General features: G+C 39.5%; 23 protein-coding genes and 2 riboswitches. Of the genes, 5 read left to right on the forward strand and 18 right to left on the reverse strand.

Translation table 11 applies throughout. From position 1 onward, the window contains the following. Positions 1 to 299 precede the first annotated feature (299 nt). The 4 genes from AC0NJP_RS06170 to AC0NJP_RS06185 form a co-directional block, all read right to left on the reverse strand. Positions 300 to 1,670, reverse strand: coding sequence for a diguanylate cyclase domain-containing protein (locus tag AC0NJP_RS06170; RefSeq protein WP_474699178.1), 1,371 nt, complete (start codon positions 1,668 to 1,670; stop codon positions 300 to 302). Between the two features lie 440 nt (positions 1,671 to 2,110). Continuing rightward, positions 2,111 to 2,944, reverse strand: a complete 834-nt coding sequence (locus tag AC0NJP_RS06175; protein ID WP_474699179.1) for an AraC family ligand binding domain-containing protein — start codon at positions 2,942 to 2,944, stop codon at positions 2,111 to 2,113. Next, positions 2,916 to 3,887 carry a DMT family transporter gene (locus AC0NJP_RS06180; protein ID WP_474699180.1) on the reverse strand — a complete coding sequence of 324 codons (972 nt, stop codon included), beginning with the start codon at positions 3,885 to 3,887 and terminating at the stop codon, positions 2,916 to 2,918. The genes AC0NJP_RS06175 and AC0NJP_RS06180 overlap by 29 nt, the downstream gene beginning before the upstream one ends. A 337-nt stretch (positions 3,888 to 4,224) precedes the next feature. Further along, entirely contained in the window at positions 4,225 to 4,602 is a 378-nt protein-coding gene (locus AC0NJP_RS06185) for an FMN-binding protein (RefSeq protein ID WP_474699181.1), read from the reverse strand. A 194-nt stretch (positions 4,603 to 4,796) separates the two neighbouring features. Here AC0NJP_RS06185 and pdxR point away from each other — a divergent pair, with 194 nt between their 5' ends. Further along, the gene (pdxR, locus tag AC0NJP_RS06190; protein ID WP_474699182.1) at positions 4,797 to 6,185 is read left to right on the forward strand and encodes a MocR-like pyridoxine biosynthesis transcription factor PdxR; all 1,389 of its coding nucleotides are present in this window, start codon (positions 4,797 to 4,799) and stop codon (positions 6,183 to 6,185) included. 246 nt (positions 6,186 to 6,431) lie between these two features. Here pdxR and AC0NJP_RS06195 read toward each other — a convergent pair whose 3' ends face one another. Then, positions 6,432 to 7,787: an aminotransferase-like domain-containing protein gene (locus AC0NJP_RS06195; RefSeq protein ID WP_474037745.1), complete on the reverse strand. Its 1,356-nt coding sequence runs from the start codon at positions 7,785 to 7,787 to the stop codon at positions 6,432 to 6,434. A 132-nt stretch (positions 7,788 to 7,919) separates the two neighbouring features. Here AC0NJP_RS06195 and AC0NJP_RS06200 point away from each other — a divergent pair, with 132 nt between their 5' ends. After that, positions 7,920 to 9,122: an MFS transporter gene (locus tag AC0NJP_RS06200; RefSeq protein ID WP_474699183.1), complete on the forward strand. Its 1,203-nt coding sequence runs from the start codon at positions 7,920 to 7,922 to the stop codon at positions 9,120 to 9,122. A gap of 75 nt (positions 9,123 to 9,197) precedes the next feature. On the opposite strand, the gene AC0NJP_RS06205 is transcribed toward AC0NJP_RS06200, so the two are convergent. The 5 genes from AC0NJP_RS06205 to AC0NJP_RS06225 all read right to left on the reverse strand — a co-directional run bounded on the left by AC0NJP_RS06205 (position 9,198) and on the right by AC0NJP_RS06225 (position 13,099). Continuing rightward, on the reverse strand, positions 9,198 to 9,410 hold the full coding sequence (locus AC0NJP_RS06205) for a small, acid-soluble spore protein, alpha/beta type (protein ID WP_474037743.1): 213 nt from the start codon (positions 9,408 to 9,410) through the stop codon (positions 9,198 to 9,200). Positions 9,411 to 9,498: 88 nt separating this feature from the next. After that, positions 9,499 to 10,683 (reverse strand): MFS transporter, encoded by a 1,185-nt coding sequence (locus AC0NJP_RS06210; RefSeq protein ID WP_474699184.1) that lies wholly within the window; start codon positions 10,681 to 10,683, stop codon positions 9,499 to 9,501. A gap of 24 nt (positions 10,684 to 10,707) precedes the next feature. After that, positions 10,708 to 11,589 carry a lysostaphin resistance A-like protein gene (locus tag AC0NJP_RS06215; protein ID WP_474699185.1) on the reverse strand — a complete coding sequence of 294 codons (882 nt, stop codon included), beginning with the start codon at positions 11,587 to 11,589 and terminating at the stop codon, positions 10,708 to 10,710. Positions 11,590 to 11,637: 48 nt separating this feature from the next. Further along, positions 11,638 to 12,450 (reverse strand): nitroreductase family protein, encoded by an 813-nt coding sequence (locus AC0NJP_RS06220; RefSeq protein WP_474699386.1) that lies wholly within the window; start codon positions 12,448 to 12,450, stop codon positions 11,638 to 11,640. After that, entirely contained in the window at positions 12,437 to 13,099 is a 663-nt protein-coding gene (locus tag AC0NJP_RS06225; protein WP_474699186.1) for a flavodoxin family protein, read from the reverse strand. The genes AC0NJP_RS06220 and AC0NJP_RS06225 overlap by 14 nt, the downstream gene beginning before the upstream one ends. A gap of 114 nt (positions 13,100 to 13,213) precedes the next feature. Here AC0NJP_RS06225 and AC0NJP_RS06230 point away from each other — a divergent pair, with 114 nt between their 5' ends. Continuing rightward, entirely contained in the window at positions 13,214 to 13,546 is a 333-nt protein-coding gene (locus tag AC0NJP_RS06230) for a winged helix-turn-helix transcriptional regulator (protein WP_474699187.1), read from the forward strand. On the opposite strand, the gene AC0NJP_RS06235 is transcribed toward AC0NJP_RS06230, so the two are convergent. The 4 genes from AC0NJP_RS06235 to AC0NJP_RS06250 form a co-directional block, all read right to left on the reverse strand. Beyond that, a complete protein-coding gene (locus AC0NJP_RS06235) occupies positions 13,510 to 14,151 on the reverse strand; it encodes a hypothetical protein (RefSeq protein WP_474699188.1) in 642 nt (213 codons plus the stop codon). The two genes, AC0NJP_RS06230 and AC0NJP_RS06235, sit on opposite strands and share 37 nt — an antisense overlap. Before the next feature lie 150 nt (positions 14,152 to 14,301). Next, a complete protein-coding gene (locus AC0NJP_RS06240; protein ID WP_474699189.1) occupies positions 14,302 to 15,600 on the reverse strand; it encodes a nucleobase:cation symporter-2 family protein in 1,299 nt (432 codons plus the stop codon). Between the two features lie 26 nt (positions 15,601 to 15,626). Next, on the reverse strand, positions 15,627 to 16,196 hold the full coding sequence (locus AC0NJP_RS06245; protein ID WP_474699190.1) for a xanthine phosphoribosyltransferase: 570 nt from the start codon (positions 16,194 to 16,196) through the stop codon (positions 15,627 to 15,629). 107 nt (positions 16,197 to 16,303) lie between these two features. Further along, a riboswitch (purine riboswitch) is annotated at positions 16,304 to 16,404 on the reverse strand. Between the two features lie 103 nt (positions 16,405 to 16,507). Then, positions 16,508 to 17,395: a LysR family transcriptional regulator gene (locus AC0NJP_RS06250; protein ID WP_474699191.1), complete on the reverse strand. Its 888-nt coding sequence runs from the start codon at positions 17,393 to 17,395 to the stop codon at positions 16,508 to 16,510. A gap of 192 nt (positions 17,396 to 17,587) precedes the next feature. On the opposite strand from AC0NJP_RS06250, the gene AC0NJP_RS06255 reads away from it, so the two are divergent. Next, positions 17,588 to 18,853: a nickel-dependent lactate racemase family protein gene (locus AC0NJP_RS06255; protein ID WP_474699192.1), complete on the forward strand. Its 1,266-nt coding sequence runs from the start codon at positions 17,588 to 17,590 to the stop codon at positions 18,851 to 18,853. 82 nt (positions 18,854 to 18,935) lie between these two features. Here the strand turns inward: AC0NJP_RS06255 and AC0NJP_RS06260 are convergent, their stop codons facing one another. Together AC0NJP_RS06260 and AC0NJP_RS06265 are read right to left on the reverse strand one after the other, a co-directional pair. Beyond that, complete coding sequence (locus tag AC0NJP_RS06260) at positions 18,936 to 20,096, reverse strand: aldo/keto reductase (protein ID WP_474699193.1); 1,161 nt, start codon at positions 20,094 to 20,096, stop codon at positions 18,936 to 18,938. Positions 20,097 to 20,219: 123 nt separating this feature from the next. Continuing rightward, positions 20,220 to 20,792 carry a 3D domain-containing protein gene (locus AC0NJP_RS06265; protein WP_474699194.1) on the reverse strand — a complete coding sequence of 191 codons (573 nt, stop codon included), beginning with the start codon at positions 20,790 to 20,792 and terminating at the stop codon, positions 20,220 to 20,222. Positions 20,793 to 20,933: 141 nt separating this feature from the next. Continuing rightward, positions 20,934 to 21,035: riboswitch (cyclic di-GMP riboswitch) on the forward strand. Positions 21,036 to 21,117: 82 nt separating this feature from the next. Here AC0NJP_RS06265 and AC0NJP_RS06270 point away from each other — a divergent pair. After that, positions 21,118 to 21,861, forward strand: a complete 744-nt coding sequence (locus AC0NJP_RS06270) for a response regulator (protein ID WP_474699195.1) — start codon at positions 21,118 to 21,120, stop codon at positions 21,859 to 21,861. A gap of 1 nt (position 21,862) precedes the next feature. Here AC0NJP_RS06270 and AC0NJP_RS06275 read toward each other — a convergent pair whose 3' ends face one another. Continuing rightward, a complete protein-coding gene (locus AC0NJP_RS06275) occupies positions 21,863 to 22,714 on the reverse strand; it encodes a GGDEF domain-containing protein (RefSeq protein ID WP_474699196.1) in 852 nt (283 codons plus the stop codon). Then, a complete protein-coding gene (locus AC0NJP_RS06280) occupies positions 22,711 to 23,061 on the reverse strand; it encodes a hypothetical protein (protein ID WP_474037717.1) in 351 nt (116 codons plus the stop codon). Before AC0NJP_RS06280 ends, AC0NJP_RS06275 begins: the two co-directional genes overlap by 4 nt. Positions 23,062 to 23,203 lie beyond the last annotated feature (142 nt).

The raw sequence follows: 23,203 nt of genomic DNA on the forward strand, positions 1-23,203 counted from the left end.
AATTGCCAATCGGTTTTAGTTCTATTACGATAATCAAAAATTCAAGTTCCTTGGGTCTTACTAAAAATAACACATATTGAACAGCAAAAATGAACAGCTGTTGCTTTTTAGCAATGACATTACGAAATAATCAGATCATATCGGCAGGAATAGTTACTGCTATTATTTTAAAATCGACATTATACAAAAAACCAGCTCTGTGCGATACAGAGCTGGTTTTTAAGTAATGATTTTCAATGATCTACTTCACAGAAATTAGACTTATCAGGTATTGCACTCAAAAGCATGCTGAACCCAATTTATTCTTTAACAAATTCAATTCTATTGCGCCCATTGGCCTTTGCTTTATAAAGAGCCTTATCCGCCTCACTAATATTTTCAAGTACATTATTCTTAGGTGAACATTTTATTGTTGCAACACCGAGACTGATTGTAACATAATCGGAGATTCTCGAACCAGTATGGGGAATACGCAGCCGTTCAACACCGCTTCTCATTTTTTCAGCAATTACTTTTGCACCTTTCCTGTCTGTTTCTGGCAGCATGCAAATAAACTCTTCTCCTCCGTACCGAGCAACAATGTCTGCCGGTTGGCAAATACTGCTTTCTAAGACTCTTGCAACTTGTTGCAGACAGTTATCACCGCAAAGATGTCCGTAATAGTCGTTAAATGCTTTAAAATAATCAATATCAATCATAATAAAAGATAACATTGCCCCAGAGCGCGATAACCGCTCATACTCAGCCGACATTATCTGATCAAAATAACGCCGATTAGCCAAGCTTGTCAATCCATCTATATTACTTAATACTTCAAGTTTTTTTATCGTACTTTCCAGTTTTTCTTCGACTAACTTTCGCGAATGAATATCTGTTAGCATGACGAAGAGTCCCGTAAAATAACCATCATCATCCATCATAGCTTTTACAGAAATAATCACCCAATGCCTCGATCCATCTTTTTTCCGCAAATAAAGCTCATATACAGCGTCTTCGCCACGCATTCTTTTTTGCAGATTTATTGCGAGTTCACCCAAATGTTCTTCAAATACTAATTGTTCAAAATTACTTCCTACTAATTCTTCTATTTCATAGCCAAACATAGCCGCTAATTTATCATTGGCAAATGTAATTGTCAAATCTCGTTTCAAAATTAAAATGCCCTCACTAGCAGTCTCGACAATGAATCGATAAAGGGCTTCGCTCTCTTTTACTTTTTCTTCTGCTATTTTTCGGTCAGTTATATCCGTGCCAAGAACGACAAACGAAACAACATTTCCTTTTTCATCAAATTCAGGTATATAGTCAACTTTAACCCAGCGTTTCCCAATTGCAACCTCAAAGTAGTGCTCATAAGTTACAGACTTGCCCATTCTAACTGCTTCAATATATTGAATTGCATTTTGATAGTTTACCTTCGGTAGTATTTCCTTCATGTGACGACCAATAATTTGTTCTCTAGGAATATTATAGCCTCGCGCAAATGCTTCATTAACAAATTCGTACCGTAAAGTAGCAGCATTAATATATGAAATATAGACAGAAATACTATCTATAATAAAATATAACTTTTCATCCAATTTTTCTTTAAGCTTTACTTCTTTTAGAATTTGTAAAATGTCCTTTATCTCGCTGTCACTATTCCCTTGAGAAAAGCGTCCGGTTGTCAAACATCTCACTCCTCACAGAATCCAAGAGAAACCATCTCGCCGATCTCCCATTCAAGCAATTTCATTTATGCAAATATATAGTTTTTACAACTCTGATACGAACAGCTAGTTTCGCCAGGCATCGTCAGCATAAAATTGCTCAATAAGACGCTTTCTAAATAAAAAATAGCCCAAAGGATTTTCCTTTGGCTCCATTGTTATGTTCATAATAAATACATTCTCAAAAATTGTCAAACTATAACTTTTGATAGATTTTTTAGAGAAAGAGCTGTCTTATTCCTTGTTCGAGGAAAACAAAAATCATCATCCCCTTCAATAAAAAACCACTTGATATATTTTAAATATCAAATGGCAATTTAAATTATGTCCATATTAGGATTTTTTGATTTATGTCTATTTTAAATATCTATAAAGATTATTTTATTAATACTTTTTCACTATTATCTACTAGAGTAAACATACTCTCTTGGTGTAATTCCGAGAATACGTTTAAACTGCCTATTAAAATGGCTTTGGTCAGCAAAACCCGTCTCAAAAGCAACTGCTAATATGGATTGACCTGTTAGTAATAATTCCTTTGCTTTTTGAATTCGAATAAAAATTTGATAAGTATGCGGGGGAATACCCATTTCTCTTTCAAATTCTCTTAGTAAATGGAACTGACTTTTGCCTGAAATAATTGCTAATTCTTGTAATGAAATACTTTTGTTATAGAATTGATGAATGTAATCTTTAACAACCTTCACAACTTTATTATCTCTTTTTTTATTCAATTCAGCATAGGTTAAGGTAGTGTGTCTCTGTAATATGGTCGCTATAGTATTTGTAAAGACAGATTGATGTTCCATGGATAAAGGAAAATGCTCAAATAATGCAAATAAGTTCAGTAATTTTTCAGCACATTCATTATCAACTACGACTGGATTCGGAAAATAAGGGATCAAATTATTTTTCTCGTTTATTTGCTCTGCAATTTTCTGCAAACATCTTAGACTAGGATACATAATATGGTACCGCCAGCCAATCTGTTGATTGGCTGCGGCACCAGTATGAATCACTCCTGGGTTCATTAACACAATACTCCGTTGAGGCGCCCACTGTTTATCTCCGTTATAATCGAAAACTTCACAACCATTTTCAATTACTCCGATACCAAAGCCATCATGCCAATGGCGTGAAAAAGCATGTGTTGTGTAGGAAGCCTTATATATCTCCAGATTATTCATATCTGCTACTCTAACGCAGCTAGCTTTGTTCTTTTTGAGCATGACCATGAAACATAAGCCTCTTTCCAACATTTATTATATGAATACCATAGAAGATTCCACCTATAATTATTATAATGCCTACGAGCTCAAAATAGTGAGGTAATCGATATTCAACAATATAACCATATAACAATCCAAAGATCATTTCTCCCACAATCAATTGTCCAGCAAGGGCTGTAGGTAAACGATTAGATGCCTTATTCCAAAAAACTGTTGCTCCCCATGAGCAAAGAAAACCTAACATAAGGCTGCCTAGCCAAAAATGGCCGTTACTTTCATCGGGCTGGAATAAGTAAGAAATATAAAAAGAATGAGAGTACAGTGATAGACTAGCTAAAAAAACTGTTACCAGAATAAAAGTAGCAATCCCTGTGATCGTTGCCCAATCTTTCGAAGAGATCTGTGGATGTCTCTTTAGAAACAGCATATTTGCCACACCATACCACGTCCACAGAGCAAGCGCCACGATCCCAAAGAAAAAGCCAAGAATATTATTAAATAACGCATCACTCATTTGCAAGTTATAACTATTTATAACTATAATCCCGCATAAAACTAACAAAACTGACGGGAGTATACGCTTAAGAGAAAACTCGCGAAATAGCCAGTTTCCATATAAAGAAACTGTTATTGGTAACATACCTATTACTAGTGTTGAAAGTGTTACCCCTGCCAATTGAATAGCAAGCACCAAGAAAAAATAATAACCTAGATTGCCGCAAAAAGCAAATAACAACGCCTGCGCCCACATCTTCCTACCACCATTAGGGAAAAACATATTCTTTTTTCTACAGAGCCAAATCACAATTGAAAAAACTCCGTAAACCAAAAATCGTCCACAGGTAATTTCAACAGCACTATATGAAGGCAATAATTTAGGTATGATAAACGCTAGCGCCCAGATTCCGTCAGCAATGACTGCATATATAATTCCCGAATTATAACGCATAAAAAAACCTCCATCAAATGATAGAGAAAGTTTACCACGCTACTAGCGTTAAATCTTGTATGATATTGCTCTTTAGAAATGTTATACTCATCATATACATTAGTAATCTATCTACTTAAAAAGAGCATTTTATATGTCTTAAATCCTTATATTAGCTAAATAATCTTGCTTTATACGCATACAGCCACAACATATCCTGCAACAAAAAAAGCTTGAAGTCCACAAATGGAACTTCAAGCCTTTTTCAATCTATTTTGCATTCTGATGAACTGCACCATTTTCTGCTTTCATTTCTTTTTCGGTGATTTCGCTACCCCGCTTAATCGCTCCCCTGTTATTAGAGCATTTGTTTTGCAGATATCACCGTTACTTCCATGACCGCACGAATCCAAGAGAATTTTGCCTTCATACGATCAAAGTCTTCACCGGATTTTATAAAGCGAGTACTTCCCTTGACGATACAACCTGTTCCTTTGTTTTTATACCCCATTACTTCCCGGCAGGCAATCGAAAGAATTGCTTCGTTGTGGATTGCAAGATTTTTTTCGGTTTTAACAAAACCAGCAACCGGAATAAGCAGCTTATCATTTTGCGTTACTTCGATATAGCTATTCCAAGTATTCACTAAATGAGGACCATCGTCGCCGCTAGTTACAATCGAAACCGCGCTATCGACAGGATGTGAAAGAATCTCCAATAATTTTTCGTTGAGCATAATAATAACATCCTTTCTTTTTACAAATCTAATTGATTATCAGATAGGTATTATTATAAAATACAAGTGACCCCAATAACAGAGACAGTTTTTCGAAATTTAACAGGGGCAATTCTGCATATGACATTACCTTCTTCCTATAGCTAGCAGCAGTTTAGCTATTCTAAATTACGATGATTGATAGGTGAAAATTGATGTTTATATTAGATAGCAATGATCGTCGTCCCTTACATGTTAAACTCTATAATCAGATTAAAAATCAAATTTTATCTGGAAAACTGACTCCAGCAACCAGACTTCCCTCTGTTAGAAATTTATCACAAGAGCTATCGATAAGCCGCAATACTGTAGAGTATGTTTATGAACAATTATGTACCGAGGGATTTATCTATAGTAAACCCCAGAGTGGATACTATATTTCTCTACTAGAACAAGAATTCTCCCATCCCCTAAAGATAGCATCCCCTGTACACCAAGCCGATAAAAAAACGTATTTGTTTGACTTTCATCCAGCGCTTCTCTCATCAGATAGTTTTCCCATTAAACTTTGGCGTAAACAGCTAACAGATTGCCTGCAGGAAGATCCCAAGCAATTTGCCTTATACAGTGATCCCTGCGGAGAAATTGAGTTACGCCGGGAAATCCAACAGTATCTAGAGCGTTTTCGCGGCGTTTCTTGCGCTCCTGAGCAAATCATTATCTGCTGTGGAATACAAGATAGCATGTCCAGCCTTGCCCAAATATTAAAATCTGATCACTCGGTATTGGCGGTTGAAGATCCTGGACATTGGATTCCTAGATCAGTGTTTCAAAACCATTCTTATTCGATTCGTTCTATTCCAGTAAATTCTGATGGCATAAATCTAGACTATCTAAAAAGCACCAATAGCACGCTTGTCTATGTTACTCCATCCCACCAGTTCCCATTAGGTTACATTATGCCTGTGGAAAATCGCCTAAAGTTAATTCATTGGGCAGAAACTGTCGGAGGCGTAATTATCGAAGATGATTATGATAGCGAATTGCGCTACCACGGAAAACCAATTCCGGCACTGCAAGGCCTGCATCCAGAAGGAAAAATCGTATATATAGGTACTTTTTCCAAAATTTTATCGCCTGCCCTTAGAGTAAGTTATATGGTCTTGCCGCACCAGCTCTTAAGTACTTATAACAAGTTATTTGGCAAATATGCCGCAACCGTCTCATTATTAGAACAACGAACGTTATTACGATTTATGCAACAAGGATATTTAGAAAAACATTTGAGAAAAATGCGTACAAAGTATAAAAAAAAGCACGATGCCCTTGTCCAATCTGTTGATTGTCATTTCGGGAATCACGCCCATATTCTTGAACAAGGAGCTGGACTGCATATCGTTTTAGAATTAGTTGATTGTTCTTTAGATGAACAAGAACTTATACGCCGTGCAGAAGAGAAGAATGTCCGTTTATTGCCCCTTCCTAGTATTTTCCAGAAAAACAAGGCTCATGCACCAAGAATCATGCTTGGATTTGGCGGCATGAGCCCTGATGAATTGGAGAAAGGCATTGAATTATTATCTCGCGCCTGGAATCTATCCTAATAGCTCTTCATTTTCATCGCTTCAATGACATCTTTATTTAGCAATATTCCTGTCCTCATGCCTTCATAGATTCATAGATTCATAGATTCATAGGGCTATTATCCTTTTAAATAGTCCATGATTTCCATTAATAAACCTGAAGCCAAATATAAGCTTCAGGTTTATTAATTATTGCATCAATATGTTATCCGGGAAACAATATGCTATTCATATCTTATTCAGTATTTCGACATCTATAATCCCTTTTTATTTCAAAGGTATCCTCTCAAGTTCAGTGTAAATTTTGGAAATTCCTTTATGAATATCTGCTACGGTCGTGCGTGCCACGCTAATTCTTATTCCCTTTTCATAATAATGACTGTTAACAAAACAATCAATTCCTGGAGTAACTAGAATGCCCTGTCTTCTCTTTAAGTTTTCTACAAATTGGGTTTCATTAATATGTTTAGGCAATTTCAGATAGCTATAAAAACCACTCTCGCCGCCTACCCATTCCCCCCCAAACTTTGCTGCATCTACAAAATGCATCTTAAGACATTCAAGCTTTGACGACAATTCATTTTTAACGGAACCACTATGCTTTTTAAGCAAATTGCTGCGTATATAGATCTCCAAAGTAGATTGTGACACCAGCGATGGTGAGAAATAAGAATGGTAATATGAGTACCGTACATGTTCAGTAAATACAGGCAACAGATGCGATGGAATAACGGTTATACCAATTCTAATCCAGGGTATTATTTTAATGAAGCTTCTCAAGTAGATATGATGTTTATGATCACCGTAGGCGTATATGGGATCTCCATAGTTGCCAAATATAATATCGCCAAAATAATCATCCTCTACAATATATACATCATATTTTTCCGCTAGTCGTGCAATAGCTTTTCGTTGCTCCTTAGGGTAACAAGTACCTAACGGATTGTGACTGCTCGGCACTGTATAAAAAAATTTGATCTTTTCTTTTTTAAAAAGAGCCTCCAGAAAGTCTATATCAATTCCTGCTTTATCTCGTGGTATGCCAAGAATTTTGGTACCACTCATTTTCAAAAAGCTATTATAATACCTAAATGTAGGTTGCTCAATCAAGATAGTGTCTTTATTATTTGGAAATGGCATTTGGTTTAAAATGTTAAGGACTTGCTGAACGCCCAGATTAACAAAAATATTATCGGTAGTTGTGAATACTTGAAAATCAGCTAGGTATTTGGGCAATAAATTTCTTAGAGAAGGAACGCCATAGAGCTTATGCCCCGCAAAGCTATTTGTATTGCATATGTCAACCGCCCGGTCGAGACAATGCTTTAGGTCAGGGATATAGTTATTACCAAACAACGGATTTCCTCTAGAAAAGTCGATTATTGCAGTATTGGTCTGTTCTGTCTTTAGGCGGTTCTCCACAACATAACATCCACTCTGGGGAACAGAATAGATTAAATGTTTACTCTTTAAAATATCATACGCTTTCACTGCGGTGTTTTTGCTACATTGGTACGTAGCGCATAATTCCCGTATAGACGGTAATCTTTTGCACTGCATAAATCTGCCTTCTTGTATAAATGATTCCATGTCTTCGACAATCCGCTCATATGCTTTTCTCACACATTCAGCCCCTAACTGTATCGGTACAGTATGAGTATAACACAATTGTTACTAGAATTTTTTAGAGCTATAATGGATTTGCTAGCAAAACGCAATATACGAAAGAATCTAAACTTAGGGGGTTGACCGAATATGCTGAAACAACAATGCCTGCTTAATACGTTTCATATAATTATTGATGGCCTATTTGCTAGTGTACCAGTACTCCTTTCATTTATGACTATCTCTTTTGGATCTAGCGAAAAAGATGCTGGTATCATTTTCTCGCTTGCAATTATGGTAAGTACTCTTGCCGGATTATCTACGAAATTCTTTTCCCAACAATTCGGGGTGTTGCGCACCTTAATCATAATAACGTTATTATACGGCTTTGGATTTCTTACTAATGCCTTTACCCCAAATATCTATCTTGCAGGATTTTGCTTTACCATAGCAATTGCAGGATATGGTATATTTCATAATGTTGCTTTTTCGTATCTTACATTAAACTCTGAAAGACAATCGCTTGGAAAGATTATGGGTAACTTCACTGCGATCGGTGATATTGGTAGGATTCCTTTTGCTTCACTAGCGGCTTTTATTGCCGCTTGCCCTATATTGGAGTTTCCAGGGTGGCGAATTGTCTGTTTAACCTATGGCCTGGGAGTTTTGTTATTTTCAGTATATATATCTGTTTCCTCCTTCAACATAAAAGAAAAAATCAATCAAAATAATTCGCCAGCAGTAGAAACAAAAAGCCATTTACCTACCTTCTCACTTTTACGCAATCCCGAATATGCGCTACCAATAAGCGCAAATATACTTGATGCATTTGGAAGTGACCAGATATTTACATTTTTACCTTTTCTACTCTTTGCGAAAAGTATGGATCCAAAAATTCTTGGAACTTTTGCTCTTGCCTTTACATTTGGCTGCTTCCTTGGAAAAATAGCATGTGGAAGAATGGTTGATATATTCGGCACACGGAAAGTATTTGTTATATCAGAAGTTATTATGGCGATACTCCTGGTGATTCTTGTTATAGGCCAGCAACTTTTTATCATTCTTGGAGCATCACTTTTGCTTGGCATTGTAACAAAAGGGACAATTCCAGTTATCCAAACTATCATTACAGAACCAGTTAAAGGAAAAGACAAATATGACGACATTTTTGCAATTAGTACCTTTTGTCGTGGAACTACGAATATAATTTCTCCTCTGCTTTTTGGCTTTATCGCTTCATCACTTGGTGTAATTTGGATTTATGCTATTATGTCCGTTATTGCTATATTCGCTGTCATACCAGTACTCATGATGGCTAAAAATATACAACCAATAGATATTATGGTACCTTAACAAAGGCAGCACCAGCAGCATATCCTGCAACAAAAAGGCCTGAAGTCCAAAATAGAACTTCAAGCCTTTTCCTGTTTATTTTGCATTTTGATGGGCTGCACCGTTCTCTGCTTGCGCTTCTTTCTCTACAGCCGCACTGCCGCGCTTAATTGCTTCTCTAACCATAGAACCAACTTCGCCTGTTGTCACATCGCTCCAGTCATTATCTTCCACTTTTTCGCCAAAGCCAAGATCATGGGCTAATTTATACTTTGTTTCCTCTGACATAACGCCGCCTTTATGAGACATAGAAAACACCTCCATAAATATTTTTAGGAAGCCTAAATATAGTATTTACCCATTTAAATCTTGTTATGTTGCAATGGCATAGATTTTTTTATTTTTCTCGAATTGGAAAATTAACAAATGCGGCTAACGAGGCCAAGAACATATCAACATACCATACCCACAAATAATTGCCATCATGAGCCATAGCAAGTCCGCCAAGCCAAGCGCCAAGAAAGCCGCCGATTTGATGGCTTAGCAAAGTAAGACCAAACAAAGTAGCCAAATATCTTGTGCCAAAAAGTTTTCCTACAAGCCCTGCCGTTGGCGGCACCGTTGCTAGCCAGGTAAATCCTAAGAAGGCAGCAAAAATATAAAAAGTCACCTCGGTCTTGGGAGCTAATAAGTAAGCCATTATCATCAACGCCCGACTTCCATACATGACAGCCAAAATATACTTCATTTTATAACGCATCCCCAGCGAACCAGCTGCTAAGCTACCGCCAACATTAGCTAGTCCAATAATCGCCAAAGCCGCTGCTGATACAGTCGCGGAATGACCACACAAAGCAACTTCGCCTGGTAAATGCGTCACTAAAAAGGCAATATGAAAACCGCAGGTAAAAAATCCGGCATGAAGACACCAATAGCTCCGATCCGCAAAAGCAATCCTAATCTGCTGCCAAATACCCTCACTAGTATTTTGAATTGCCTCTTTTGAATGCGCCACTGTCTTTTGACGAAACAACGCAGCCAGCGGAATAGTAAGCAGCGTAAAGCCGGCCATAGTAAATAAGGCGGCGATCCAGCTAACTCCATGAATGATGGCCTGCAGCAAAGGAGCAAAAATAAATTGGCCGAGCGATCCGCCTGCATTGATAAAGCCCCCGGCAAAAGAACGCTGTTCTGGTAATAGCTGATGCGAAGTAGCGCCAATCAAAATAGAAAAACTGCCTGCTCCTGCGCCAGCAGCGCTCAAAATCCCCATAGCCAAAATGAGCATACTTTCGGATTGTGCGAAGGGAGTCAATACTAAACCGCCAGCAAGAATCAACGCTCCAGCCACAAGAACGCCATAAGAGCCGCGCTTATCCGCTATAGCACCAAAAATTGGCTGAGCTAACCCCCAGACAAACTGTCCTATTGCTAAAGAAAAACTAATTGCTACAATTCCAAGTCCTGTCGCTTCATGGATTGGCGCTACAAACAATCCTGCCGTCTGCCTAGCACCCATAGTAATGGCTAAAATAGCCGCAGCGCTAAGCACAAACAGCCAGGCTGATCGCGTTAAATTCACTAAGGTCACTCCCTCTCATCTCTGTCAAGCTAACGCCGGATAGGTAAATAATAAAAAATGAGTTACATTCAACATAAAATGCAACAATATAGCCGCCTCAATTCGCTTAGTCCGCTCATAAATCCAGCCGTAACCTAATCCCGCTATGGTTCCCCAGATACTGTAAGCAATACCGCCAGCATAATGAGCAAAACCAAATAAGCAGGCCGTAACAATAAGTGCAGCATAACCGCCCCAAACAAAGCCTTGCCAAAGCTCACTGAGTTGTTTTTGCAAAAAGCCGCGAAAAAAGGCTTCTTCGGGGACACAGACAAAACATAGATTCGTAAAAAGCCATAGGGGAAAACGATCAGGCAATTTAGGATCAAAATGGACTTCACCAAAAGCCACGGCAAGAATCACTAACATACCAACAAATAACAGGCACCTAACTTTCATTGCCTGCCACAGCAAAGCCCCTTGCATTTTGCTTGCAATCAGCCTGTGGCCAAAACCAAGTAGGAGCAAGCCAACAAGCGCCTTGTCAAAGTTTAAATACATGGTAAAAGGAATGCCGTCTTGACTAATCTGTATATTGGATAACACATTAAGATTATGGAAATAAGGAATTTTATGAGCGCCTAAAAGAAAGGCGAGGCTTATAATGCAAAGCCCCGTCACAAATTTCTTGCCTGGAGAAATGCCGTTCTGGTAAAACAGATACAGACTGTATCCTAGAATAGCAATTGGCGCTACAGCAGCCAAATCAATTTGCTGACTCGCTAGGCCGAATAAAATAGCGCCGCTGGTAAAGATCGGCCACAAGCTAACTTTTCGCTGTAAAATCCTCACAGGCGGCAAACACAAAGCAAGCACGGCAAAATAGAGAAAACCATAGCATAGCCAAGTTAACACATCTAGTAACACAAAATCACTCCGTTAGATCAATTCGCGATTCTTTATAAAAAACGAGATTTAGATAAAATTCACTTTTAAGGGATCTCTGTCAGGCAGCCGTTTAAATTTATAGCGTGGATAGCCAATCATTACGGCGCCAGTAGCTCTTTGTCCTGCCGGAATTGAAAATAAAGCAAGCAAGGGATCGTAATCAGCCAAAAGACACATTTCAAGAATTCCCGCCCAGCAAGAACCAAGCCCGAGAGCGGGTGCAAAAAGCTCCAAGTAAGAAAAAGCAGAAATTGTATTTTCTCGGCCCTTGGCAAACTCTTGCGGCGCTGTAGCAAGGATAATCTGTGGCGCCTCGCGTAAGATCGTATCTTCCTGTCGTTCGCGCCAAGCTGAAATATGAAGTGGAAAGCTTTTATGGAAAATGCCGGTTTTAACCTGCTCCTCCATCCACTGTACAATTACTTCAACAGCCTTATTTAACACTTCACGTTGTTCAATAACCAGATAAGCTATGTTTTGGCTGTTACTTGCTGTTGGGGCAAGCCGGGCCATATCGAGCAATTTCATTACAAGTTCTCTGGCAACAGACTCCTGCTTATAGCAACGGGTAGAACGGCGCGACCGCAGGAAAAAAGCTGCCTGCTCTGATGAAATTGCTAAAGAAGGGTTGATTTCACTTTGCTTAGCTAATGGCGCCATCGCATGATCAAGCGCTCCCTGGGGACATACGGCTACACAATGACCACAATGGTTACAAAATTCGCCTCTGACTGCAACAGGGCCATCCTGTTTCGGCAAGCTTAATACTTGGGCCGGGCAAACGCTCGCGCAAAGACCACACTGCGTACACAGTTCCCTGTTGACTTTAATCAAGGTCACCACCTCCGATTACAACCTGCTTACCTAATTGGAACGCCTTTTCACAGTCTAACGGAAATACTTCACGACGTCGCTTCGCCTTTTCACTGGCATTAAAGCGAGTAGCTACATACTGGGAATAATCGGAGAACTGATACGTATCTGTCACATACAATGATTTCGCCTTGCCAAATACATGAGCAAGCATGTTTTCTGTAAGGGAAAAATAATGATCATAACCCCACTCGGCAATAAATGATTCTGAAACATTCATCGTATAAATGAAACCAATAGACATCTTGTGGGGAAATAAAGAAGTTCCCGCTTCATCATAGACATAATAGGGAAAAATAAGTCGTTCGAGAAAAGAACGCATTTCTCCTGTGGCCGTACCGAGATAAATCGGTGAACCGAGCAGTAATGCATCAGCCTGCTCTATTTTATTGAGCAGCGGCTGCAGATCATCACGAACAGCACATTTCCCATAACTTTTACTGCCAATACGCTTGCAGGCAAAACAGCTTTTACAGCCGGTAAATTGCAAATCATACAAATGAATCAATTCAGATTCAGCACCAGCTGATTGAGCACCGCTAATAGCCTTTTCTAACAGCATAGCCGTATTTCCCTGCTTACGCGGACTTCCATTGATAACAATCACTTTTTTCATCGTGCATCAATCCTTCCTTCTATTTCCTAACAAACCCTGCTATAATTGTATAGCAAAGAGAAAAAATGAAAAGTATGCACTTTAAAGATAGATACTACCCTAAAGGAGAGTATTATGAAAAAATGGTCGAAAGAACTGTGTGATTGCTCCATTACTTATACCTTGTCCATTCTCGGCAGTAAGTGGAAATGGCTGCTTCTCTATAAACTCTTTCAAAATGGCGTACAGCGGTATGGTGAAATTAAACGCAGCATTCCGCCCATTACTCACAAAATGCTAAGCCTGCAGCTAAAAGAATTGGAAGAAGAAGATCTCATTAGCCGCAAAGAATATCCGCAGATTCCGCCTAAAGTAGAATATAAACTGACAAGTAAAGGCGAAACACTCATCCCCATTTTAGAGCTCATGTCTCAATGGGGTGCTGAAAATAAATCTGTCGTTAAGTAAACAAAGCCGCCGCCTAATTTGGTTGTCTTGAGCCACAGCCCTAAATCAAAAGTGATCGAACGGCCATTATCATAACAAGTCGCTTGATATTGATTCGTTTGGGAATTCTTTTCCAGAGCTACCAGAATCGTCCAATGCCAGTTGTCCATCGTTATAGCTTTTCCTCTCTGCAAATTTAAAAAGGCTACAGGACAATCGAGTGCAAGTCCTGCTTCAATAAAGGCAGTTACCTCGGCTAAATTCGGCCGCTGAAAAGATAGAAGCGGAACACTCAATCGCTGACACTGCCACGGCAAATGGGAATATCGTAAAAGAACGGACATGCCACTACAAAATTTTTCCGTACTATTTAACCCCAGAAAACGACCAGGCGTAATAAAATCCCAAACTTTCTCCATAAGCAACTGAGACGCTGCAACTGTATTATCACACAAAAAAGTATCATCTTGTTCTCGTCTGCTTACGTAGGCAAGCTGCATCGCAGCGGCCCGAGGGCCGCAGCCTCGCGTTCGCTTAAAATCCGTACTATACCAATATTGACTAAAACCATAAGGCGCTTTCTCTATTTCGCTGACCTGCAGCCATTGCGGATTTTTAATTTTCATAATATATATCACCTGCAACTCATTTTCTATAACTGTAGCATTATTCTATCATACCTTACGCTAATAAAGACATGAAAAACTCTCCCTTCGCTAAAATTAACGCGGGAGAGTTTTTGTGCTTCATTAGAATTTTGTGTCACATTAGAAAAATCAGCTATGAGTTGTTTTAGCAACAGGTACAGCCTTTTTCGGCGTCATATTTAAAATGATATTTAAAATAACAGCAGTCAACGCGCCTGTTACGATACCGTTCTCTAAAAACAGCTTTAACAGGGGCGGGAATTTAGCAAATAAATTAGGCACTACCGTAACGCCCAACCCTAGTGCGACCGAACAAGCAATAATCAATAAGTTCTCATTACTGGAGAAATCAATTTTGCTGAGCATCTTAATGCCTGAAGCTACTACAATGCCAAACATGGCGACCATAGCGCCGCCAAGCACCGCATTAGGAATAATCATGGCTAAAGCGGCAAACTTAGGAATAAAACCAAGGAGCATCAACATAACGCCAGCAATGACTGTCACATTTGCCGTTTTGGAATTGGATAGCTGTACAAGACCGACATTTTGTGAAAAAGTAGTATAAGGAAAGGAATTGAAAAAACCACCAAGCATAACAGCAAGGCCCTCAGCTCGATAACCGCGTGTTAAGTCAGCTTGCGTCAAGTCACGTTTACAAATTTCACCTAAAGCCATGAACACGCCAGTAGACTCAATCATACTGACAATCGCCACAATAATCATTGTCAACACAGCAGCCGGTTCAAATACAGGCATACCAAAAGTTAAGGGCATCACCATATGAAACCAGGAAGCTTCTACGACGCTATTTAAGGAAACTGTACCGAATAAACCGGCGAGAACCGTACCAAAAATTAAGCCAAGTAATACCGATATAGAACGAATAAAGCCTGTGGTAAAACGGTTGACAAGAATAATAAATAGAAGAACGGTAAAAGCCAGAGCAAAGTTAGCTAGCGAGCCGAAATCAGGGCTACCTACGCCGCCAGCCATATTATTAATAGCTACAGGTACCAAGGTAACGCCAATAATCGTAACAACCGAACCAGTAACAACCGGCGGAAAAAATTTTACCAGTTTTGAAAAATACTTCGCAATTAAAACAACAAAGAATCCAGAACAAATAATCGAGCCATATAGTGCCGGAAGACCGTATTGATTTCCAATGGTAATCATGGGAAAAACAGCTGTAAAGGTACAACCAAGGACAACAGGCAGGCCAATACCAAATAAGGCGTTTTGCCTAGCTTGCAATAACGTCGCAAGGCCTGACGTCAACAAATCGGCGGCAATAATATAACTCATCTGCCAAGCAGTCAGTTTTAAGGCACTGCCGACAATAAGCGGAACAATAATCGCACCAGCGTACATAGCTAATACATGCTGGGCTCCCAACAATAAGCTCTTTCCATTATATTGATTCATAATAAATTCTGCTTAGCTCCTTTTTATTATAAAAATTGAACTTGTCCATTTTGAAAGGATTGAATTCTCGCCAATGATTCCACCCGGAACCCCGCCGCTTTGAGCTTCTCCGCTCCTGGCTGAAAGGACTTCTCAATCACGATGCCCACGCCAATTACCACAGCGCCTGCTTGCTTAACAATATTGATCAGGCCTAAAGCTGCTTCACCATTTGCCAAAAAGTCATCAATAATCAAAACTTTATCGTCTTCCTGTAAGAATTGCTTATCAACAATCACATCATTACTTTCTTTTTTCGTAAATGAATAGACTTTAGTACAATACAAATTATCGGTCGTTACAACTGACTTTTTCTTTCTGGCAAATAAGACCGGCACATTCATGGCCAGCCCGGCCATAATAGCTACAGCAATACCAGACGATTCAATCGTAAGAATCTTAGTAATCCCTTCCCCGGCAAAGCGTTTTGCAAATTCCTTGCCCATTTCATACATTAACTGCGGATCGAGTTGATGATTCAAAAAGGAATCAACCTTTAGCAGCGAATCGTTTAGAACCTGTCCATCTGTCTGGATTTTTTGTTGCAATAATTCCATGATAGCCTCCTTGATTTTTGGGGTAACGCAAAAAGAAAAAGCCCTGACAGGAACTTTCGCATACGTAAAGTGAGCGATCATACCCGTCGGACTTTTTCATAAAACCCGAAGTTTACTTTCTCACCCGTAGACAGGCGATTTACGGTCGCCGGTAGAGACTTCTGGGCCCTATTCCCAAAATTATACGAGAGTCAATAGAATTTATTTTAGCAAGACAAAAATACTTTTGTCAATGTTCCCTACGATATTCCTTACTATAAATTACGACTTTTTATTCTTGCAATTTAAAGCTTAGAAATATTCTTCCAATATTATTCTGAAAGATTATAAAGTTTTTCAATAAAGTTCACAAAAGCCAAGGATGCATGAGATAGGTATTTTTCCTTCTTCCATGCTAAGCCAACAGAAAATTGGATTGGCTCTACTAGTGGAACTACAGCAATTTTAGGATCATCGCGAACAACCATATTCATAAGAAAGGAGATACCAGCGCCTTTCGCGACAAGACCTTTAATTGTTTTGATCTGACTGGAGGAAAAAACCACATCTGGCATAAAGCTGTGTCTAAGACAACGATTCGTAACAACTTCCCGCTGGTAAGAACGCTCCTTGAGCAAAATAAAAGATTCATTGCGCAATTTAGAAAAAGGAACAGGCGCCGTTTCGTGACACAGAGGATGGTCCGGATGAGTGCAAAGTACGAACTCCTCTCGCGTAATTTCCAGCGTATTTAACGTCGGCGACTGATCAAGCAGAATAATAATCGCTAAATCTAATTCCTCATTCTCTATTTTAGTAACCGCTTCCAAGGAGGATCCTTCTTCGGATGCGATCAAGCGAAGCCGGGGATAAGTCGCCGTAAATTGAGTAAAAATATCAGGAAATAAATAAGCTTCAATCATGGGTGGAACGCCGATTTTCACGGTGCCTTTTAACAAATTGCGATAATCTTTCGCCTCTTGAAAAGCTTGCTGCAATTCTTGTAAAATCTTCTCAATTCGATTAAAAATTACTTCTCCTTCATTTGTCAAGGCAATCTTCTTTTTGTTACGATCAAAGAGTTGAATGCCAAGCTCTTCTTCTAAGTTTCGAATCGCCCTCGTTACAGACGGTTGGGCAATATGCAGTTGTTCAGCAGCCCGCGTAAAACTGCTCAATTTCGCAACCATGCAAAAATACTCAAGTTGTCGTAACTCCATGACAAATCAAAGGCCTCCTATAATAAATCGTTGCTTCAGAAAAGCTATCAATTATTATTGTTTCATAGCAGCTATGCATCATTATAACATATACTCCTTATGTATGAGTTCATGAATTATTGCTATTGGAATTTTACAAAAATATAATCTACTATAAATATAATAAGCTTAGTAAAATCGTAGGAGGCGCTTATGCAAAAAGAATATACATATAAATATGGTAAAGAAAAGGTTGCTTTTTCCATTGATGCAGAAAAAGTGATTGCTGAATTACAGCTTAAAGATTTTCCGGTTTTAGCCGATCCGGAAGCTGCCATTTTGACAGCGATTCGAAATCCAATCGGATCAAAACCACTTACGGAACTTATAAAGTCAGGCGAAACTGTTGTATTTATTGTAAATGATACGACCCGTGTGGCAAACAGCCACATTTTTATGCCGTTATTATTAGATGAGCTAAATAAAGTAGGAATTCCTGATAAAGATATGTGGATTGTTTTTGCTCTCGGTACCCATCGTCTCATGACCGAAGCGGAAATGGCTCAAGAAGTCGGCCCTGCTGTGGCTAAACGAGTTAAAATGTACAATAGCGACTGCAAAGACAAAGATCAGTTTACGTACTTTGGCGATACGTCTTACGGCACGCCCGTATACTTCAATAAGAAAGTCGTAGAAGCTGACCATATCGTCTGTACAGGCAGTGTGGTTCATCATTTCTTTTCTGGGTTTGGCGGTGGCCGCAAAGCCATGCTTCCTGGTGTTTCCTACTATGAAACAGTTCGAAAAAATCACAGCATGATGCTTGATCCCAATGCCGTAATTGGCAAGCTAGAAGGAAATCCCATTTATCACGATCAAGTTGAAGGCGCGGAAATGTGTCGCCCTACCTTCTTAATCAATGTCGTGCTCAATGAAAAAAAGGAATTTCTAAAAATATTTGCTGGCGATTACATTGAAGCTCACAATAAAGCCTGTGAATTTGTCAACGAAGTTAACGGCGCCAAGGTTGAAAAAGAAGCCGACCTTGTCATTGCTTCCTGCGGCGGTTATCCGAAAGATATTAATGTCTATCAATTACAAAAAACCATGGATAACGCTTGGTGCGCCGTCCGTGACGGCGGCGTTATCATTATCCTCGGCGAGTGCCGTGAGGGTTCCGGATCGCCTACTTATGAAAAAACCATGGAGCTTTATCGCAGTCCAGAAGAGGTAGAAGCTGCCATAAGAAAAGATTTTCAAATTGGGGCTCATAAAGCTTATGCCGTAACCCGCCTAATGAAAAAAGCACAATTTATTCTTGTTTCTTCTATGACGCCAGAATTAGCCGAACTATTGCTCTTTACCCCAGCAGCTACCATAGAAGAAGCCCTCCAACTAGCTTATAAAAAGCTAGGGCCGACTCCAAGTATTACCTTGATGCCCTTAGGCAGTATGACAGTTCCACTTGTTGACAATTGATAAGCCTTTTACTCTTTTCATAAACAAAGAAGCCAGACTGCAATATGAACATTGCAATCTGGCTTCTTGTTATTTTACTGGGTTATCTTAACACAGCTTCTACAGCCTTTAATTCTTTACGAATGGCAATCCCCTGCGGACAGTGATCTTCACATTTACCGCATTCGACACAACGATTCGCCTGCGCCGCTTCCCCAATACGGAAACCATAAAGGAACTGATAACGAGCCTTAGAAGCTTCCCCTTCGCCAAATACAGAGTAATCATTATAGAGGCTAAAACACCCTGGTATATTCACGCCGCTAGGACAGGGCATACAGTAAGCACAAGCTGTACAGTTCACTTTCATCCGCTCTTTAAACAGTGCGTTTACTTTATTAAGAGCTGCCAGTTCCGTTGTTGTAAGAGAATTGGGTAGACCTTCGTTTGCCGTTTCTAAGTTCTCAGTCACTTGTTCCATCGTTGACATACCACTTAAAACAACAGAAACTTCAGGATGGTTCCAGACCCAGCGTAAGGCCCATTGCGCCGGGGTGCGCTGGGCGCCGCTTTCTTGCAGTAGATCTAGGGCTTGATTAGGCAGATTCGCTAGCTTTCCGCCACGTAATGGTTCCATAATGGCAATGCCAAGACCTTTCGACGCTGCATAATGCAAGCCTTCCGTTCCAGCTTGATAGTCTTCATCAAGGTAGTTATATTGAATCTGGCAAAACTCCCAGTCATAATAATCCACAATTTCTTTGAATAACCCGATTCGATCATGAAAGGAAAAACCGACATGTTTAATCTTACCATCTTTTTTAGCCTGGTCGAGAAAATCAGCAATACCGATTTTCGTCAATGCAGACCAGGTATGAGATCCAAGGCTATGTACAAGATAAAAATCAATATAATCGGTTTCTAACCGCTGAAGTTGCTCGTCTAAGTAACGATCCATATCGGCTCTTGTCTTAATGAGCCAGCTTGGCAATTTTGTCGCAAGCTTTACTTTTTCCCGATAGCCGTCTTTTAACACCTTAGCCACAAAGGGTTCACTAGCCCCGCCGCTTTGCATCCCTGTTCCGTGATAAGGATAGGCTGTATCAATATAATTCACGCCAGCGTCAATGGCTTGGCGAATCATCGGAATCGCCTGCTTTTCATCAATTTTTGTCGCATCGCCATCAATAACAGGTAGCCGCATACAACCAAACCCCAAGATTGATACTTGTTCCTTTGTTTTGCCATATTGTCTGTAAAGCATAATCGACTCACCCCTTATTCGTAATAGAAAATTCCAATTTTATTGTATACTTTAGAGTGTACTATAAGTCAATAGCACTCAACACTTTTGTGTAAAAAAAGAGCAGCCTCTTACAGCTGCCCTTCATACTTGTTCTCCTGTTTCAGTTGTAACCTGATCTGGTTTACTTAATACATACACTTTAACAGCCTTGATTCCAAAATGATTTGCCTCCCGCACCGTCCATTTAGCAACATCTATACGATTCCCTTTAATCGCACCGCCCGTATCTTCTGCTACAGCATACTCTTTACTTCCGTCAGGATATTGAATCATCACGCGGGAACCGAGCGGAATAATCCGAGGATCTACTGCAATAACACCTGGCCTTATTTCTGTGCCTAGCCTCGTTTTACTCCCCCACTGATCATTATCATGCGGTCCTGGTGCATACGCAGTTGCCGTTACATGTATCGCTTCTTTTCCCAAGGTATCCTGCGTTGCAATATTTTGCACAAGTTCTTGCGTACTAAGGGGATTCGCAGTTTGCACTTCCGCTGTATTAATTGGTGGATCTACTTGTGGTGTTGTGGGCTGCTGCTGAGCAATAGCGCCTAAACCGTGCATCGCCGAAGCAGCGAGAACAAAAGCTCCGCCAAGTGCAGCGGCAATTTTTTTATAATGCCGTTTCACTTTATGATGCACTTTGTCGGTCATAAAAATCCCTCCTTTGTCTTATTATTTTCATCAAGTCCTTCTTATAAACTTACAATATTTCACAAGAAATTCACGCGATTTTTATTACAAAAAAGGATTTTTTTCTCCACACAGAGAACATTTTCATAAACTAAATAAAAATCAATTTTGGGGCAAACTTGATGAAAATCAAGGACGCAAAACCATTGGATCTAAAGATAGTACTGCTTGCTAAAGTCTATCAATGATTGCCAGGTTGCATCGATAAATCGTCATGTATTTATCTGATCAGCCTGGTTTTTTTATGATTTAATGAATTATTTATGAGAGGAGTTGGAGGCTTGCCATGGGAAAAAAAATATTAGTCATTGATGACTCAAGGTTCATTCGCCTGCAAGTAAAAAGGATTCTTGAAGAATATGGAGTGGAAGTATATGAGCTAGATAATGCCGAAGATTTCTTTGCGCAGCGCTGGCGGTTCCGCGATATCAACTTGTTACTTTTAGATATTAACTTAAAAGGAATGGATGGAATTGCGGCACTGGAAGAAATGCATCGTCTAAATTTGCAGCAGCAAATCCCCGTTATTATGGTTTCAGGGATCGCCAATCGTCTTGTCATTCAGAAATCACTCTGTCTCGGCGCTTCCCATTACATTCGAAAACCCTTCTCTGATGAAGATTTGCTTGATCGTATCGAAAATGTAATGGGTTCGCTTGTTGCCGCGCCAATGCAAGCAAGCAGTCAACAAGAAATTCTTAATAGCATTTACCGAGCGAAGCGAGATCATACTGAAGTTTCTTTTGTATCACTCGGGTTTAATGAAAATATTGCCAATGGAAGCTTTATTATGGAACAACTCAAAAACACCCTGCGCGTTTATGATTCCGTTCTCCTGGCAACACCGCAAAATCTTTTGCTTATTTTACCTTTTACCAAGCAAGATGGGACAAATGTTGTCATTAATAAAGCAAGAAAAAAGCTATCGGAAATTCTCCCGACAGCAAATGATCCCGCAATTCACTATATCACCTTTCCTACCGAAGAAAGCGATCCTGATATGATTGCCGAAATTTTAAAAATCTGCTAAATTAATAACCTAATTCGACTTGATTGGCGACGACTAAGTCTATAGACTCTTTTTTCGCCTGAGTTGACGCTAGGCTAGCACAATTAACCAGCCGTTCTAGCGCGGGAACACTATTTTTCATGAATCCATGACATATTCCCTTTACAATTCCCGCTGAAAAACTAACAGGAATCTCTTTGTAAAAGCGATGTTCTTTTACTTCACGCAATAATATTTCAGTAAAATTACGAGTCTTCTCTAGTTTGTAGGGGGTCAATATAAGAAACTCATCACCGCCAAACCGCGACACATGGGTTTCTTTTGACATTTTAGCCTTTAAAAGCTGACCGATCTCCCGTAAAATCTGATCCCCGGCAATATGGCCATACTGTTTGTCTATCTTACCAAAATTATTTACATCAAGAAAAATCAAAGAAAGCAATTGTCTTTCTTTTAAGACTTTAACAGCTTGATAATAAATATAATCTTTTTTGTAAAGCTCTGTTAACACATCAAATTGCCTGCCTATTTCTAACGCAACTTGGCTCGGACTAACGATTCCCACTACCTGGTCCTGCTGTTTCACAATGAAAAGCTTAATACCGTGGCTATCTATAGCCTCTTTCGCTTCCCATACGAATGTGTCAGGCACAACTTCTTTAAAATAGTCAGACATAGCATCAGCGGCAATCCGATTAGGATGTGTTTTCAACACATCCCAATAATCAATCACACCAAGTATTTTACCGTTCTCAATGACTGGGAGACTTTCTAGTTGAGTCGAAAGCATAAATTCCTGTACCTGACTTAATCCAGCTAACGCATCTACATAGGGAAATTTAACTGTCATAATATGCGATAACTGGCGCATCATAATTCAATCAACTTCTTTACTATTACGGTCACATTAATCTGAACTCTTACAATCATTGATTCATGAATCATTTCATCTACTTCATCAATCATAAGAGAAATTAACTGATCTTCCGGCACCATAGCAAGCAAAGACTTACGAACAACCATTGCTTCAATTGATGGGTGTTCAATTTTTTTTACTATATATTGACCAGGTGATAAAATATCCCCCATTCGCCGTGCCGCTTCCGGGCCGATCGGCGCCCGTTTGCCGACAACTAAAACATCTTGCATTGGCGGCATTTCAAATTCCGATAAGCGCATACTAATTTCAACTTTTTTACTGCTTTCAATCTGACTGCCCATCTCTTGACCTCTCTTGTACCGCAAAGTATAGTAAACGTCTACATGATTACAGCAGAGTAAAATCTTATATGAAAATCTCACCAGGAAGTAAAAAAATCAGGCTTACGCCTGATTTTTTCTGTGCTAACTCTAGCATTAGCCT

It is taken from the genome of Pelorhabdus sp. sgz311002 (assembly GCF_056134285.1).

Excerpts from the sequence above, each read along its gene's own strand:
- AC0NJP_RS06180 (WP_474699180.1), bottom strand. The coding sequence starts at position 3,887 with ATGCGTTATAATTCGGGAATTATATATGCAGTCATTGCTGACGGAATC.
- AC0NJP_RS06225 (WP_474699186.1), bottom strand. The coding sequence starts at position 13,099 with ATGAAAAAAGTGATTGTTATCAATGGAAGTCCGCGTAAGCAGGGAAAT.
- AC0NJP_RS06245 (WP_474699190.1), bottom strand. The coding sequence starts at position 16,196 with ATGGAATTATTGCAACAAAAAATCCAGACAGATGGACAGGTTCTAAAC.
- AC0NJP_RS06240 (WP_474699189.1), bottom strand. The coding sequence starts at position 15,600 with ATGAATCAATATAATGGAAAGAGCTTATTGTTGGGAGCCCAGCATGTA.
- AC0NJP_RS06230 (WP_474699187.1), top strand. The coding sequence starts at position 13,214 with ATGAAAAAATGGTCGAAAGAACTGTGTGATTGCTCCATTACTTATACC.
- AC0NJP_RS06280 (WP_474037717.1), bottom strand. The coding sequence starts at position 23,061 with ATGGGCAGTCAGATTGAAAGCAGTAAAAAAGTTGAAATTAGTATGCGC.
- AC0NJP_RS06265 (WP_474699194.1), bottom strand. The coding sequence starts at position 20,792 with ATGACCGACAAAGTGCATCATAAAGTGAAACGGCATTATAAAAAAATT.
- AC0NJP_RS06255 (WP_474699192.1), top strand. The coding sequence starts at position 17,588 with ATGCAAAAAGAATATACATATAAATATGGTAAAGAAAAGGTTGCTTTT.
- pdxR (WP_474699182.1), top strand. The coding sequence starts at position 4,797 with ATGTTTATATTAGATAGCAATGATCGTCGTCCCTTACATGTTAAACTC.
- AC0NJP_RS06270 (WP_474699195.1), top strand. The coding sequence starts at position 21,118 with ATGGGAAAAAAAATATTAGTCATTGATGACTCAAGGTTCATTCGCCTG.
- AC0NJP_RS06175 (WP_474699179.1), bottom strand. The coding sequence starts at position 2,944 with ATGGTCATGCTCAAAAAGAACAAAGCTAGCTGCGTTAGAGTAGCAGAT.
- AC0NJP_RS06205 (WP_474037743.1), bottom strand. The coding sequence starts at position 9,410 with ATGTCTCATAAAGGCGGCGTTATGTCAGAGGAAACAAAGTATAAATTA.
- AC0NJP_RS06275 (WP_474699196.1), bottom strand. The coding sequence starts at position 22,714 with ATGATGCGCCAGTTATCGCATATTATGACAGTTAAATTTCCCTATGTA.
- AC0NJP_RS06260 (WP_474699193.1), bottom strand. The coding sequence starts at position 20,096 with ATGCTTTACAGACAATATGGCAAAACAAAGGAACAAGTATCAATCTTG.
- AC0NJP_RS06185 (WP_474699181.1), bottom strand. The coding sequence starts at position 4,602 with ATGCTCAACGAAAAATTATTGGAGATTCTTTCACATCCTGTCGATAGC.
- AC0NJP_RS06250 (WP_474699191.1), bottom strand. The coding sequence starts at position 17,395 with ATGGAGTTACGACAACTTGAGTATTTTTGCATGGTTGCGAAATTGAGC.
- AC0NJP_RS06200 (WP_474699183.1), top strand. The coding sequence starts at position 7,920 with ATGCTGAAACAACAATGCCTGCTTAATACGTTTCATATAATTATTGAT.
- AC0NJP_RS06235 (WP_474699188.1), bottom strand. The coding sequence starts at position 14,151 with ATGAAAATTAAAAATCCGCAATGGCTGCAGGTCAGCGAAATAGAGAAA.